The sequence below is a fragment of the Gluconobacter cerinus genome, from assembly GCF_025961355.1.
In the GTDB taxonomy this organism is placed as follows: Bacteria; Pseudomonadota; Alphaproteobacteria; order Acetobacterales; family Acetobacteraceae; genus Gluconobacter; species Gluconobacter cerinus.
The window spans coordinates 39,929-51,692 of sequence record NZ_JAOQNM010000004.1 but is presented as its reverse complement, the minus strand read 5'-3'; the positions used below and the strand labels follow the sequence as shown (position 1 = coordinate 51,692).

Here is an 11,764-nt window from a genome sequence, read left to right as displayed (position 1 = left end):
AATTATCAGCGCTCTGCGACAGACGCAGAGTGAAGTCAGACCAAAGAAGCATCAATCAGCACGCCAAAACTCTAAAATCACGAACCAGCCGCATCAATCAACGGTTTTTCGATCCCTCCATTTTCAATGGTGTGCCAGACCCGGCTGGGAATGTTCTTATGGACGTTCCTGTAAAACGCCCGGGCTATACGCACGCGGCGTTCATTGTTGAGAGCATGGCGGATCTGGTGCACTGGCTGGAACAGGAACAGATCGTCATTACGGAAGGGCCCGTCCAGATGGGACAAGACAGACGCATTGTTTGTTTCATTCGTGATCCGGACAGAAACGTCCTAGAGTTCAATGAAATCCTCAAGTAATCCGATGGTGCTCAGACCGTAGTGAATTATAAACGGGTGCAGGGTATCCTTGCCCATCCCAAACAAGGGGTTGACGCTGGCAGTTCAGGAAGAACTTTGCTGATGCGAAGTTCTCCAACTGCAAACGATGAATATGCTCGTGAGCTAGTTCTCCCGACATCTGTTGAAGGAGGATGTCAGCTTTTAGGGTGGCGCAAGAGAGACCCAGTGTCCGACATCTAGGCGAAACCGGAAGGTCCGCTTATTCCAAGCGGCCCCTCCTGGGGGCAAGTAGCCGTGGAACAGAAAACCTCCATAGGGTTTACACTGCGCACAACTATCGAATGAGAACCACTTCAACTCCGATTGCGTCCGAAATTTCAGCCCATGCCCGATCGGCCGTGACCGCGGGGAGACCCATTTTTTTGGCAAGCGCCAGACAGGCGCGGTCTCCGTGACTGAGACCAACCCGCTTGGTCGCATCGCGCATCAATCCGGCCGTTAAAGCCAGGTTGTGATCAAGAGGCCGCACGTCGAGGCGTAGAGCCGCGATCAGTTCCGATATTCCTTCGGCCGGGACGCCTTTATCAACAGCTTTAGAAACGATCTCCTGCAGGTTGATCGCGGAGATGGCTGCATCGCGCAGCCAGTAACGAGCTTCTTCAGCTCCTGTTTCCTCGTTCAGGTCCGCAAAGACAGCGGATGTGTCGATGACGCAAATCGGCATCAGCGCTTCGCCCCATCGTCATGGTTATCAAGCACATTTTCAGCGCGTCGCTCAGCAATGACTTCGTCGGCAATCGAGGTGCCGGCCGGGACATATTTTCGGAACAATGCTCTTGCCCGATCAAGCGAGGCATCAGGCGTCATTAAGCGAACCTGCCCATCTACGATCTCCGCCATGAGCTGGCCGCCTTTTTCGACGCCAAGCGACTTACGCAAGCCAACCGGCAGAACAAGTCGACCATTCGGCATAACGTTGACACGAATCATGTAACTGATCCCCTATTCGAAAAGGTTGCAACCTTAGTTTGGGTCATTTTCCGAGTTTAGGTCATTTTTATTGTTGGTGCCATAACATTCAGGTGTCCGAAAACGATCGTTTACGGACAGGGGGAAGGCGATCTGTCCGTAAATTACCTTTACAGTATTTCGAACATAGTCCATATTTCGGACATCCTATTCGGACGAAATGATCCCCATGCCACGCACCTTTGCCTATGTTCGCGTCTCTACAGTCGGTCAGACGACCGAAAACCAGATTCAGGAAATTGAAGCAGCCGGTTTTCGGGTTGAGCCGCGTCGCGTCGTTACCGAAACTATTTCCGGGAGTACCTCCATCGCGCAACGGCGTGGCTTTGCTCGCCTCATGGATCGACTGGAAGCTGGAGATGTTCTGATCGTGACCAAGCTTGATCGTCTTGGTCGCGATGCAATGGATGTCAGCACCACGGTTAAAATGCTGGGAGCCATGGGAGTGAAGGTTTACTGCCTCGCACTTGGTGGTGCTGATTTGACCAGTTCTTCCGGCACAATGACGATGCAGGTTCTGAATGCTGTCGCACAGTTTGAGCGGGATCTGCTGATCGAGCGCACGCAGTCTGGTCTCAGGCGGGCAAAGTCAGAAGGGAAGACCCTGGGGCGGCCTTCCACACTGTCAGAAGGTGAGAGGCAAAGCGTCCTCAAGGATCTGGCGGAGGGTATGAGCGTGTCTGCACTTGCCAGAAAATTCTCTACAAGTCGGCAGACCATCATGCGGGTTCGAAGTGAAAGCTTTTCCCCCGGCTCCGTCTAGCGGTAGGTCTGCTTACGCCCGCTTCTCAGACGTCTTGGCAATTTTTGCATTTTCCCGAAAGCTGACGTTGCTACACTCACGTCAATAGGCCGAAGTTTGGGACGAGCCCGTCGTTTTGCGCCAGGATATTAAACGGCATATATCGCTGAAACCGGCCATTACGGCGATACTCTTCTCACCCCATCAACCCCAAGTCATAAAAAACGAGAGCTCTCCTCTTGGTTGGATACAAATAAGGGGTGCACGTCAGTCGAGGATCTGCATAAGGGACCGCTCGCGTCTCACCGTAACAAGGTCGCTCCGCCACATCAGACTGCGATGGGGATTAGTGGTTCATCATTCCCAACATGGATCGGGTTGACAGAAGCGCGGTCTCGAACGGATCGTGAGTCCGCACGATCTTTACCATCACACTGGCCCCGAGCCACTGGTAGTACAGGCTCGCGGCCGCGTCGACTGGCGAGCCGGCGATCTTGATAGAGCCGTCGCCCAAACCCATCTCGATCATCGTCTTCAGCCGACCGATGATCCTGCTCGTGCCTGTTTTCAGTGCGAGGCGCATTGACTCGGACAGATCGGACACCTCCGCCCCGAGCTTGACCGCAAGGCAGCGGCCTTGGCAATCGAACGCCCCCTGAGACTCACGCCAATTCGCGAAATAGAGCATCACGCGCTCGCCGCCGGTGAGACCGGGCTTGGCGATGATGCCGTCGATCTCACCAAGATACTCTTCGAAATAGGCTTCCAGCATTGCCGCGCCGAAGGCATCCTTCGACGCAAAATAATGATAGAAAGAGCCCTTCGGCACGCCGGCCCCCGTCAGGATCTCCGTCAACCCGACCGACGAGAAGCCTTTGCGGCTCATCATCTGCTGGCCAGTGGCGAGGATGAGGGAACGGGTGTCTTTTTCGGTTGTATCGGTCGCCATGATCCATCACCAATAAACAATCTTAGACCAGTCGTCTATACCCTTTTGTCGGTCTCGGCCTTCCGAAGCATGTTGCTGAAAATAGCCTTCAAGACCCTCCTAATCGATGGAGGCGCATACAGGTTGGAGAGAAAAACGCATGGTGCTTCAGAAAAGCACTAGACGACCGGTCTAGTGGACGATAAGGATAGTGTCACCGGCAGCGGAATCATGAGTGCCGATCGGAGGCAAGCCAAAGGTTTCCCGTCAACATACAAGGCGACCGGTCTATTTTTTTTGCAAACTACCGCACCGATCACAGATCGAATGGAGATAACGACATGAAGATTTTGATGGTTCTCACCTCGCACGACCAGCTCGGCAACACCGGCCGCAAGACCGGCTTCTGGCTCGAGGAACTGGCAGCACCCTATTACAACTTCAAGGACGCCGGTGCCGAGATCGTCCTCGCCTCACCCATGGGCGGCCGTCCGCCGCTCGATCCCAAGAGCAACGAGCCGGCCAACCAGACCGACGCGACGCGACGCTTCGAGGCCGACGCGACCGCGATGGGCGAGCTCGCCGCCACGGTGACGCTTGCCAGCGTCGATCAGGCCGATTTCGATACGGTCTTCTACCCGGGCGGCCATGGTCCGCTGTGGGATCTGGCCGAGGACGCGACTTCGATTGCACTGATTGAAAGCTTCGTCGCCGCCAATAAGCCAGTCGCCTTCGTCTGTCATGCGCCGGGCGTGCTTCGCCACGTGAAGGCGGCCGATGGCCAGCCGCTAGTCGCGAACAAGAAGGTCACCGGCTTCGCCAACAGCGAAGAGGATGCGGTCGGCCTCACCGACATCGTGCCCTTCCTCGTCGAGGACGAACTGAAGGCGAAGGACGGCCTCTACTCGCGTGGTCCCGACTGGGCATCCTATGTCGTACAGGATGCCCTGCTCATCACCGGCCAGAACCCCGGCTCGTCGGCTGCGACCGCCCGCGCGCTGATCGACGCGCTCAAGGTCGCCGCTTGACCGCTTACGTTGTCATCGTGCGCGAGCGGACAACCGATCCCGATGCCCTGCAAAGGTATCGGGATCGGGCCCCGAAGGCGCGCGAGATCCATCCGCTGACGCCGCTCGCCTTCTACGGCCCACAGGACGTGCTGGAAGGAGAGGACGCGGAGGGCGTCGCGATCCTGAGCTTCGCATCGATGGCCGCCGCCCGCGCCTGGTACGCAAGCCCTGAATATCAGGCGGCGCTGCCGCACCGCCTCGCGGGGAGCGTCTCCAGAGTGTTTCTGGTGGCGGGGACCGACGAGACGGAGGCGGCCGCCTGAACCCTGGAGATCATCGATGCGCCGCCTGTTGCGATCTGCCGCGACCGTCATCGCCGCCCAACCCTTCTACGCAGAAGAGATGCGGGCGCTTCATCTGGCGATCGACCTGTATCGCCACAGGCTGCCGCTTCTCGATCGTCTTTTCCTGAACTGACCCCTTCACGCGCCCCGGCGACCCGGAGGTCGTCGCAACCGATGAATCCAAGGAGTTTACCCGTGGCTATCGCTCTAAAAGCCGATGGATCGGCCGATTTCTTCACCCGCCCTTATTATCTGAGCATCGCAGGCCGGAACGTCGGGGCTGCAAAGAGCTTCGATGTGATAAACCCTGCGACGGGCGATGTGCTCGCCAAGGCTCCAGCTGCCAGCGCCGAGCAGATGGAGGAGGCGATCGCTTCGGCCAAGTCCGCGTTCAAGAGCTGGTCCGCACTCAGCTATGACGAACGCCAGACCTATCTCGAAGCCTACGCCGACGCCCTTCAGGCACACCGCGACGAACTGGCCCGCCTGCTGGTGCTGGAACAGGGAAAGCCGCTCAAGACGATGGCCGAGCCCGAGGTTGATCAGTCGATCTCGTGGATCCGCCAGATCGCCGCGCGGCGCATCCCGGTCGAGATCGTCGAGGAAACCGACAGCCATTATGTCGAGCTACACCATACGCCGCTCGGCGTCATCGGCGCGATCACACCGTGGAATTTCCCGGTTCTTCTGGCGCTCTGGAAGGTCGCGCCTGCGCTGATCACCGGCAACACCATAGTGATCAAGCCGTCGCCCTTTACGCCGCTGACCTCGCTGCGTTTCGGCGAGATTGCGCAGAGCGTATTTCCGGCCGGCGTCCTTTCGGTCGTCTCGGGCGACAATGAGCTCGGGCCGCAGATGACGGCACACCCGGACATCGCCAAGATCAGCTTCACTGGCTCGACCGAGACCGGCAAGCATGTGATCCGGTCGGCAGCCGGCACGGTCAAGCGACTGACGCTGGAAATGGGCGGCAACGATGCCGCGATCGTGCTGCCGGACGCCGACTGGGAGGCGATCATCCCGCAGCTCTTCTTCGGCGCGGTCGGCAATTCGGGCCAGTGGTGCGTCGGCATCAAGCGGCTCTACGTGCACCGCTCCTTTCACGCCGATTTCGTGGAGGCTTTTGTGGCCTATGCGAAGACCCAGAAGATGGGCGATGGCCTTGATCCCGACGTGACGATCGGCCCGGTCCAGAACAAGATGCAGTTCGACAAGGTAAAGACCTTCCTCGAAGACATCCGCGTGAACGGCCAGAAGGTGGTGCTCGGGGGCACGGTCGACGAGAGCCGGCCGGGCTATTTCATTCCTGTCACCATCGTCGACAATCCGCCCGAGGATTCGAAGATCGTGCAGGAGGAGCAGTTCGCGCCGATCGTGCCGATCATCGCCTATGACGACGTCGACGACGTCATCGAGCGTGCCAATGACAGCCCCTTCGGCCTCGGCGGCTCTGTGTGGGGTCGGGACACCCGCGCAGCGGTCGCCGTCGCCAACCGCCTGGAGACCGGGATGGTGTGGGTCAATGAGATCCATACTCAGGGCGTCGACGTGCCGTTCGGCGGCCACAAGCAGTCGGGCGTCGGCACCGAACATGGGGCGGAGGGGCGTCAGCTCTTCACCAACCCCAAGACCGTGCTCGTCCATAAATAAGCCTGCCATGCTGCCTGGTTCACGCTGGGCCGCCGGTTACGCCGGCCAGGCCGTGTCTATCCGGGTGTGAAACTAACTTCGTCAGAGGACATTGCGATGCCTAAATTGTTGAACGTGACCGCCAGCCCGCGCGGCGCGCACTCCATCTCGCGCCGGCTGGGCCAGCTCTATGTCGATCGCTGGAGAGCGCTTCATCCCGGCGGGCAGGTGGTGGATCGCGATCTCGTCGGGTCCGGCATCCCCTATCTGGGCCTTGACTGGATCGCCGGGGTCTATGCGCCACCGGAGGTGCCGCGCACGCCCGACATGGACCGCGCGCTGGTGCTGTCCGCCGCGCTGATCGCGGAGATCGTGGAGGCGGACGAAATCCTCATTTCCGCGCCGATGTATAATTTCTCGGTCCCCGCCGTCGTAAAGTCTTGGATCGACTATCTGGTCCGGCCGGGGTTCACCTTCGAACTGGCGCCGGGCTGGCCAGGGCTTCTGCAGGACAAGCCGGTACGCGTACTCATCGCAACGCGCGACCATCATGTTGCAGGTGGCGAGGACGATCTGGTCACCCCGGTGATCCGGCGCGCCTTCGCATTCATGGGCGTGACCGATGTGGTGTCTCTGCTCGCGGGCGGCAGCCTGGGCGTCAATCGCGGCGAGGTCGCGATGGAGGATCATGTCGCGGGCTTCGCCAAGGCCGTTGCCGGCATGGTGCCCGCCTAGCCTCTCCTTTTTTGCTCATCAACACTCGATGTTCAGGAGATTTCCATGACGAATTCCCGGCCTCAGGCCGCTGCCGGCGCCGTATCGCGCAATCCGGCCGATGGCCTGTTTATTCAGAACTATCCGTTCGACAGTGCCGATCAGGTCGAGACGACACTCAGCGCCGGCCGTTCCGCCTTCCGGATCTGGCGGGATACCTCGATGGCGGAGCGGGTCGCGGCCTATCAACGCCTCGCCACCGTGCTGCGCGCACAGGCCGACACGCTGGCCGCGCTCATTACCGCCGAGATGGGCAAGCCGATCGGTGCTGCCCGCGCCGAGGTCGAGAAATGCGCAGCGACGATCGAATGGGTCGCGGAGAACGGCCCCGCGATCCTGGCCGATGAACCCGTCACCGTAGATGGCGATGACCGGGTCTATGTGTCCTATCTTCCGGTCGGCACGATCCTGGCCGTCATGCCGTGGAATTTCCCGCTCTGGCAGGTGGTGCGCGCTGCCGCGCCGATCATGCTGTCGGGCAACGGCTTCCTCCTCAAGCACGCGCCCAACGTGATGGGTGCAGCCTATGCTCTTCAGCGCGCTTATGAAGAAGCGGGCTTTCCGCAGGGCCTGCTCGCCAATCTGAACGCCGATAATGATACGGTGGCAGGCGTGATCGCAGATCCGCGCATCGCCGCCGTCACGCTGACCGGCAGCATGCGGGCCGGCGCGGCCGTTGCGGCGACAGCGGCACGGGCGCTCAAGAAAAGCCTTCTCGAACTGGGCGGAAGCGACGCCTTTATCGTGCTGGCGGATGCCGACATCGATCTGGCGGTAAAGGCCGCTGTCGAGGCGCGCTTCCAAAACACCGGGCAGGTCTGTCTCGCCGCCAAGCGCTTCATTCTCGAGCGTCCGATCGCCGAGGCATTTACCGAGAAATTCGTGGCGGCGGCGAAGGCACTGAAGGTCGGCGACCCCTCCGATCCGATGACGCAGGTCGGGCCGATGGCGCGCCACGATCTGCGCGACGAACTGGACAGCCAGGTCCAGCGGACGATCGCGCAGGGCGCCACTCTGCTGCTGGGCGGCAGCAAGGTCGAAGGGCCGGGTAATTTCTACGAGCCGACCGTGCTCGCGGATGTCGCGCCCGGTATGACCGCCTTTGTCGAGGAAACCTTCGGACCCGTCGCGGCCATCACGATCGCGGACAATGTGGAGCATGCGATCGAACTCGCCAACAACAGCGACTATGGCCTCGGCGGCAATCTGTGGACGAGCGACATCGGCCGCGCACAGCAGATCGCCCGGCGCATGGAAACCGGCGGGGTGTTCATCAACGGCTTCAGCACGACCAATGCCCGTATTCCGGTTGGCGGCGTCAAGCAGAGCGGCTACGGACGCGAACTGTCGCACTTCGGTCTACGCGAATTCACCAACGCGCAGACAGTCTGGATCAAGACAGTCGGCTGAACGTCAACGTCGAGCAGCCTTTACGCGCTGCTCGACGTCGCAATCCCCCGAATGCCTTGATCGAACTTTACAGTGGTGCACGCCCATGATCCGCTTCTACTACCACCGGACGCCGAACCTCGCGCTGTTCCTAAAGGGGACCGACAACATGAGCCACGACAACGCGATGGCCACTTTACCAATCTTACAGTCTGATAGCCGACATTCCGCATCCCCCCCTAAGCTGCCTTTCTGATCTTCTCAAACCAGCCCATAGCGGTGGAGCAGGCCACCAATTTCCGTTCCATCCGTGAAGCTCTTAACCATCCCCGCCATGGGCACCTTTTCCCCATCCTGCAGTCCCGCTGCTGCCTGTAGCGGCAAGCCGAACATCAAAGATGCCTCCCGATACAGAGGTGGTCCAGAGGTGGTCCCGTCCGTTCGGACAGTTTTTGGGTTTGAATAAGCTATACCCGGTTGTCGTTATGCCGCCCTTCTGACGGCGTTGCTGTTGGCCCTCTGGTCCGGGGTTAACCCCGGACCAGAGGGCCTCGGCACGTCATGATACGCCTCATCGGGCGTACGTCCAGCCAGCGCCGTATGCGGACGCTTCCCGTTATAATGGGCGATCCATCCGGCAAGCCCGGCCCGTAGCTCTGATCCGGTCTCGAACGCATGCAGGTAGACGCATTCATATTTCAATGATCGCCACAAACGTTCGATGAACACGTTATCCAGCCAGCGACCGCGCCCATCCATGCTGATGCGAACCTGGCGTCGTTCCAGAACCTCGGTGAACCGGGGCGTCGTGAATTGTGAACCCTGGTCCGTGTTGAAAATCTCTGGGGAGCCGTAGCGCACCAGCGCATCCCGGAGTGCCTCGACGCAGAACTCCGCATCCATTGTGTTCGACAGACGCCAGGACAGCACCTTGCGCGTGTGCCAATCCATCCACCGCCACCAGATAGAGAAAGCCCTTGTGCATCGGGATATAAGTGATGTCGGAACACCAGACCTGGTCAGGCCGATTGATGACCAGATCCCGCAGCAGATATGGATATTTCCGATGCTCCGGATGGGGCACGGTCGTGCGCGGCTTCTGGTAGATCGCCCGCAGGCCCATGATCGCCATGAGCCGCCGGACCCTCTTGCGGCCCACTTCATGTCCCAGGCGGCGCAGATGCCATGTCATCTGCCGTGAGCCATAATACGGCGTTTCCAGGAACTGGGCGTCGATCAGCCGCATCAGCTCCAGATTGGCCTCGCTCTGTGGCACAGGCCGATAGTAGACGCCCGACTGGTTGAGTTGCAGCAGCGTGCATTGCCGGATTATCGGCAGACGCGCTCGCTTCGGGTCAATCATCTGCCGCCTCTGATCACGCCCAACCGAGCAGAGGCATCGCGCAAAAAATCACGTTCCACCAGCAATTGGCCGATCTTCGCATGCAGCTTCTCCACATCGGCCGGGCTGGCTGTCGCTTCCGGTGCTGCCTTGCCAGAAAAGAGGCTCGCCATGCCCTCGATCGCCTGGCGCTTCCATTGGGCGATCATCGTCTGATGCACGCCGTGCTTCGACGCCAGTTCCGCCAGCGTCTGCTCACCACGGATCGCCTCCAGCGCAACACGAGACTTGAACTCACCCGAATACCGTTTCCGCGTAACCTTACCCATAAACCCGTCCTCTCTCAGATCGGATTATAGCTTATCGTCCTGTCCGAAAAATGGGGGCCACCTCTAAGTACGGAAATCTTGAGGCCATCGAAAAAGGCCACATCGTCGCAGGCTCACCTTCTCATGATGCCGATCGCTAAACTGAACGGTGGTGTTCGACCACTTCCAGAAGTCGCCGGCCAGCGCGTCAATGGCCGCTCCTTCCTAAACCCGCCATTCCCGTCCCATTGAGCGGTCTGGCAGCAGTGCATTCAAATTAAGTGGTTTAGGGCGGTGCGCCACGATCCTAAAACGCGCAATTTATTGATCTGCTTGTGGCGAACGTGGTAGTCAGGCTTGGCCGTAGGGCGCGAGGGAAGGTTGGTGACCGTATGCCTTGGCGGGTAGCCCGAGCGACCCGCCAAGTCCTGGGTAAGGCGAGGGCCGGTTTACCAGGGAGTCTCGCCGGCCGCTTCGACGAACCTCCCGGACACCGCATTCTCACCGAGCAGCGCATATTCGACCGGTAGCTTGGCGCCTTCCTCCGGCGTCATAAAGCCGGTGAAGCCGGTAAGGTCCGTCTTCACATAGCCTGGGCTGACCGAGTTCACGACGATCCGCGTGTCGAGCAGCTCTTGCGCAAGTTGTACCGTCAGCATGTTTACTGCCGCCTTGGAGGCATTGTACCCGATCAGGCGTGCCGAATAATAGGGTGATGTCGGATCGCCGTTGACCCATAGCGACCCTAGCGAACTAGAGAGATTGACGATCCTTGCGGCCGGCGCTGCGCGCAAAAGCGGAAGCATGGCCTGCGTCAGGGCCAGGGTGCCAACAAAGTTCGTATCCATGATCCGCCGGGCCGCATCGGCAGATGATGCGGTCGGTGGACCGTCCTGAGCATCGACGATTCCGGCGTTGTTGACAAGGATGTCGAGCCTGCCGTGTTCCGCACGGATCGTCTCGGCCGCCGCCGCGATGGTTGCGTGGTCGATGAGGTCGATCGGGACGAATTGCCCCCGCAATCCCTGCGAGGCGAGATCCGCGACCGCCGCCTCGCCGCGTGCCGGATCACGGGCGCCGATGATGACGAAGACGCCGGCCTGTGCCAGCTGGCGGGCGATTTCCAGCCCGATGCCCTTGTTGGCGCCGCTGACGAGCGCGATGCGGTTGGTGTCGGCCATAATTGATCCTAAAATGCTGCAGTGTTCCGAGATGCCTATATATGAACGATGCTTCAGTTTGAGGATTCGCTTATGGTCTCGCGCCCACCCATCGAGCTAACGCCCCGGAAAAGGCCGCGCCAAGCACGCGCAGCGGTGACATTGGACGCCATCTTCGAGGCGACCATTCAGGTTTTGGTGGCCGATGGACCCTATCGCCTTACGACGACGCGGGTGGCGAAGCGGGCCGGGGTTTCCGTCGGCACGATGTACCAATATTTCCCGCACAAGCATTCGTTGTTCTACGCCGTGAACGAGCGTTATCTGGATGTTTTGGCTGAAAAATTGGAAAGCTTTTGCCAGGCGCATCGGGGCGCATCGATCGAGCAGATGGTCGCCGGGCTGGTGAAGACCTATTGGAGCGCCAAAGCCGAGCGACCCGAGGTGACCCGTGCCTTGTACCGGTCTGTCGCCGAGCTGGACAACGAGGTGTTGATCGAGGCCTTTGGTCGTCGCGCCGACGCGGCCACTGCGGCGATGTTCGGCAGCGCTACCGATGCCGATTTTGCCGATCTCCCGACGGTGATCCTCACCCTTCTTTCCAGCATTTTCGGCACGGTCCGCAACGTGTTCGAGCGCGATCTTGAAGCTGCTCAAGTCGCCACATTACTGCGGCAGCTGAGATTGATGTGCATCGCTTATCTCAACGCGGTCAAAATGCCGTCGCTAAAAGGCGATGCTGAGTGAGCGAGGGCGAGTGACGAACCG

Annotated in this window: 14 protein-coding genes and 1 pseudogene; 9 read left to right on the top strand and 6 right to left on the bottom strand. The window is 59.9% G+C overall.

Translation table 11 applies throughout. The annotated features are described in order from the left end of the window. Positions 1-359 (top strand): VOC family protein (locus M2305_RS15885; protein ID WP_264650014.1); only part of this gene is annotated, 359 nt, incomplete at its 5' end. 316 nt (positions 360-675) lie between these two features. Here the strand turns inward: M2305_RS15885 and M2305_RS15880 are convergent. Next, positions 676-1,065 carry a PIN domain-containing protein gene (locus M2305_RS15880; protein WP_264650013.1) on the bottom strand — a complete coding sequence of 130 codons (390 nt, stop codon included), beginning with the start codon at positions 1,063-1,065 and terminating at the stop codon, positions 676-678. Next, positions 1,065-1,331, bottom strand: coding sequence for an AbrB/MazE/SpoVT family DNA-binding domain-containing protein (locus M2305_RS15875; RefSeq protein ID WP_264650012.1), 267 nt, complete (start codon positions 1,329-1,331; stop codon positions 1,065-1,067). The genes M2305_RS15880 and M2305_RS15875 overlap by 1 nt, the downstream gene beginning before the upstream one ends. A 208-nt stretch (positions 1,332-1,539) precedes the next feature. On the opposite strand from M2305_RS15875, the gene M2305_RS15870 reads away from it, so the two are divergent. Beyond that, complete coding sequence (locus M2305_RS15870; RefSeq protein WP_064275330.1) at positions 1,540-2,133, top strand: recombinase family protein; 594 nt, start codon at positions 1,540-1,542, stop codon at positions 2,131-2,133. 325 nt (positions 2,134-2,458) lie between these two features. Here the strand turns inward: M2305_RS15870 and M2305_RS15865 are convergent, their stop codons facing one another. Further along, the gene (locus tag M2305_RS15865; protein ID WP_064275329.1) at positions 2,459-3,061 is read right to left on the bottom strand and encodes a TetR/AcrR family transcriptional regulator; all 603 of its coding nucleotides are present in this window, start codon (positions 3,059-3,061) and stop codon (positions 2,459-2,461) included. Between the two features lie 320 nt (positions 3,062-3,381). On the opposite strand from M2305_RS15865, the gene M2305_RS15860 reads away from it, so the two are divergent. The 6 genes from M2305_RS15860 (at position 3,382) to M2305_RS15835 (ending at position 8,207) form a co-directional block, all read left to right on the top strand. Continuing rightward, positions 3,382-4,068: a type 1 glutamine amidotransferase domain-containing protein gene (locus M2305_RS15860; RefSeq protein WP_064275328.1), complete on the top strand. Its 687-nt coding sequence runs from the start codon at positions 3,382-3,384 to the stop codon at positions 4,066-4,068. Then, positions 4,065-4,373 (top strand): DUF1330 domain-containing protein, encoded by a 309-nt coding sequence (locus M2305_RS15855; protein WP_064275327.1) that lies wholly within the window; start codon positions 4,065-4,067, stop codon positions 4,371-4,373. Before M2305_RS15860 ends, M2305_RS15855 begins: the two co-directional genes overlap by 4 nt. A 16-nt stretch (positions 4,374-4,389) precedes the next feature. Beyond that, positions 4,390-4,527 (top strand): hypothetical protein, encoded by a 138-nt coding sequence (locus M2305_RS15850; RefSeq protein WP_157091241.1) that lies wholly within the window; start codon positions 4,390-4,392, stop codon positions 4,525-4,527. A gap of 62 nt (positions 4,528-4,589) precedes the next feature. Further along, positions 4,590-6,044 (top strand): aldehyde dehydrogenase family protein, encoded by a 1,455-nt coding sequence (locus M2305_RS15845; protein WP_253490648.1) that lies wholly within the window; start codon positions 4,590-4,592, stop codon positions 6,042-6,044. Positions 6,045-6,140: 96 nt separating this feature from the next. Then, positions 6,141-6,758, top strand: coding sequence for an FMN-dependent NADH-azoreductase (locus M2305_RS15840; protein ID WP_064275325.1), 618 nt, complete (start codon positions 6,141-6,143; stop codon positions 6,756-6,758). 45 nt (positions 6,759-6,803) lie between these two features. Next, a complete protein-coding gene (locus M2305_RS15835; protein ID WP_064275324.1) occupies positions 6,804-8,207 on the top strand; it encodes an NAD-dependent succinate-semialdehyde dehydrogenase in 1,404 nt (467 codons plus the stop codon). Between the two features lie 240 nt (positions 8,208-8,447). Here M2305_RS15835 and M2305_RS15830 read toward each other — a convergent pair whose 3' ends face one another. The 3 genes and pseudogenes from M2305_RS15830 to M2305_RS15820 all read right to left on the bottom strand — a co-directional run bounded on the left by M2305_RS15830 (position 8,448) and on the right by M2305_RS15820 (position 11,017). Then, the gene (locus tag M2305_RS15830) at positions 8,448-8,579 is read right to left on the bottom strand and encodes a hypothetical protein (RefSeq protein ID WP_256445922.1); all 132 of its coding nucleotides are present in this window, start codon (positions 8,577-8,579) and stop codon (positions 8,448-8,450) included. Positions 8,580-8,669: 90 nt separating this feature from the next. Then, positions 8,670-9,857, bottom strand: a pseudogene (locus tag M2305_RS15825) (IS3 family transposase). Between the two features lie 428 nt (positions 9,858-10,285). Continuing rightward, entirely contained in the window at positions 10,286-11,017 is a 732-nt protein-coding gene (locus tag M2305_RS15820; RefSeq protein WP_064275322.1) for an SDR family oxidoreductase, read from the bottom strand. Positions 11,018-11,158: 141 nt separating this feature from the next. Between M2305_RS15820 and M2305_RS15815 the strand changes: the two genes are divergently transcribed. After that, positions 11,159-11,743 carry a TetR/AcrR family transcriptional regulator gene (locus M2305_RS15815; protein ID WP_211579060.1) on the top strand — a complete coding sequence of 195 codons (585 nt, stop codon included), beginning with the start codon at positions 11,159-11,161 and terminating at the stop codon, positions 11,741-11,743. Positions 11,744-11,764 lie beyond the last annotated feature (21 nt).

Bases quoted from the DNA above. Each gene is read 5' to 3' on its own strand.
- M2305_RS15880 (WP_264650013.1), bottom strand. From the start codon at position 1,065: ATGCCGATTTGCGTCATCGACACATCCGCTGTCTTTGCGGACCTGAAC.
- M2305_RS15875 (WP_264650012.1), bottom strand. From the start codon at position 1,331: ATGATTCGTGTCAACGTTATGCCGAATGGTCGACTTGTTCTGCCGGTT.
- M2305_RS15870 (WP_064275330.1), top strand. From the start codon at position 1,540: ATGCCACGCACCTTTGCCTATGTTCGCGTCTCTACAGTCGGTCAGACG.
- M2305_RS15865 (WP_064275329.1), bottom strand. From the start codon at position 3,061: ATGGCGACCGATACAACCGAAAAAGACACCCGTTCCCTCATCCTCGCC.
- M2305_RS15860 (WP_064275328.1), top strand. From the start codon at position 3,382: ATGAAGATTTTGATGGTTCTCACCTCGCACGACCAGCTCGGCAACACC.
- M2305_RS15850 (WP_157091241.1), top strand. From the start codon at position 4,390: ATGCGCCGCCTGTTGCGATCTGCCGCGACCGTCATCGCCGCCCAACCC.
- M2305_RS15840 (WP_064275325.1), top strand. From the start codon at position 6,141: ATGCCTAAATTGTTGAACGTGACCGCCAGCCCGCGCGGCGCGCACTCC.
- M2305_RS15835 (WP_064275324.1), top strand. From the start codon at position 6,804: ATGACGAATTCCCGGCCTCAGGCCGCTGCCGGCGCCGTATCGCGCAAT.
- M2305_RS15830 (WP_256445922.1), bottom strand. From the start codon at position 8,579: ATGTTCGGCTTGCCGCTACAGGCAGCAGCGGGACTGCAGGATGGGGAA.
- M2305_RS15820 (WP_064275322.1), bottom strand. From the start codon at position 11,017: ATGGCCGACACCAACCGCATCGCGCTCGTCAGCGGCGCCAACAAGGGC.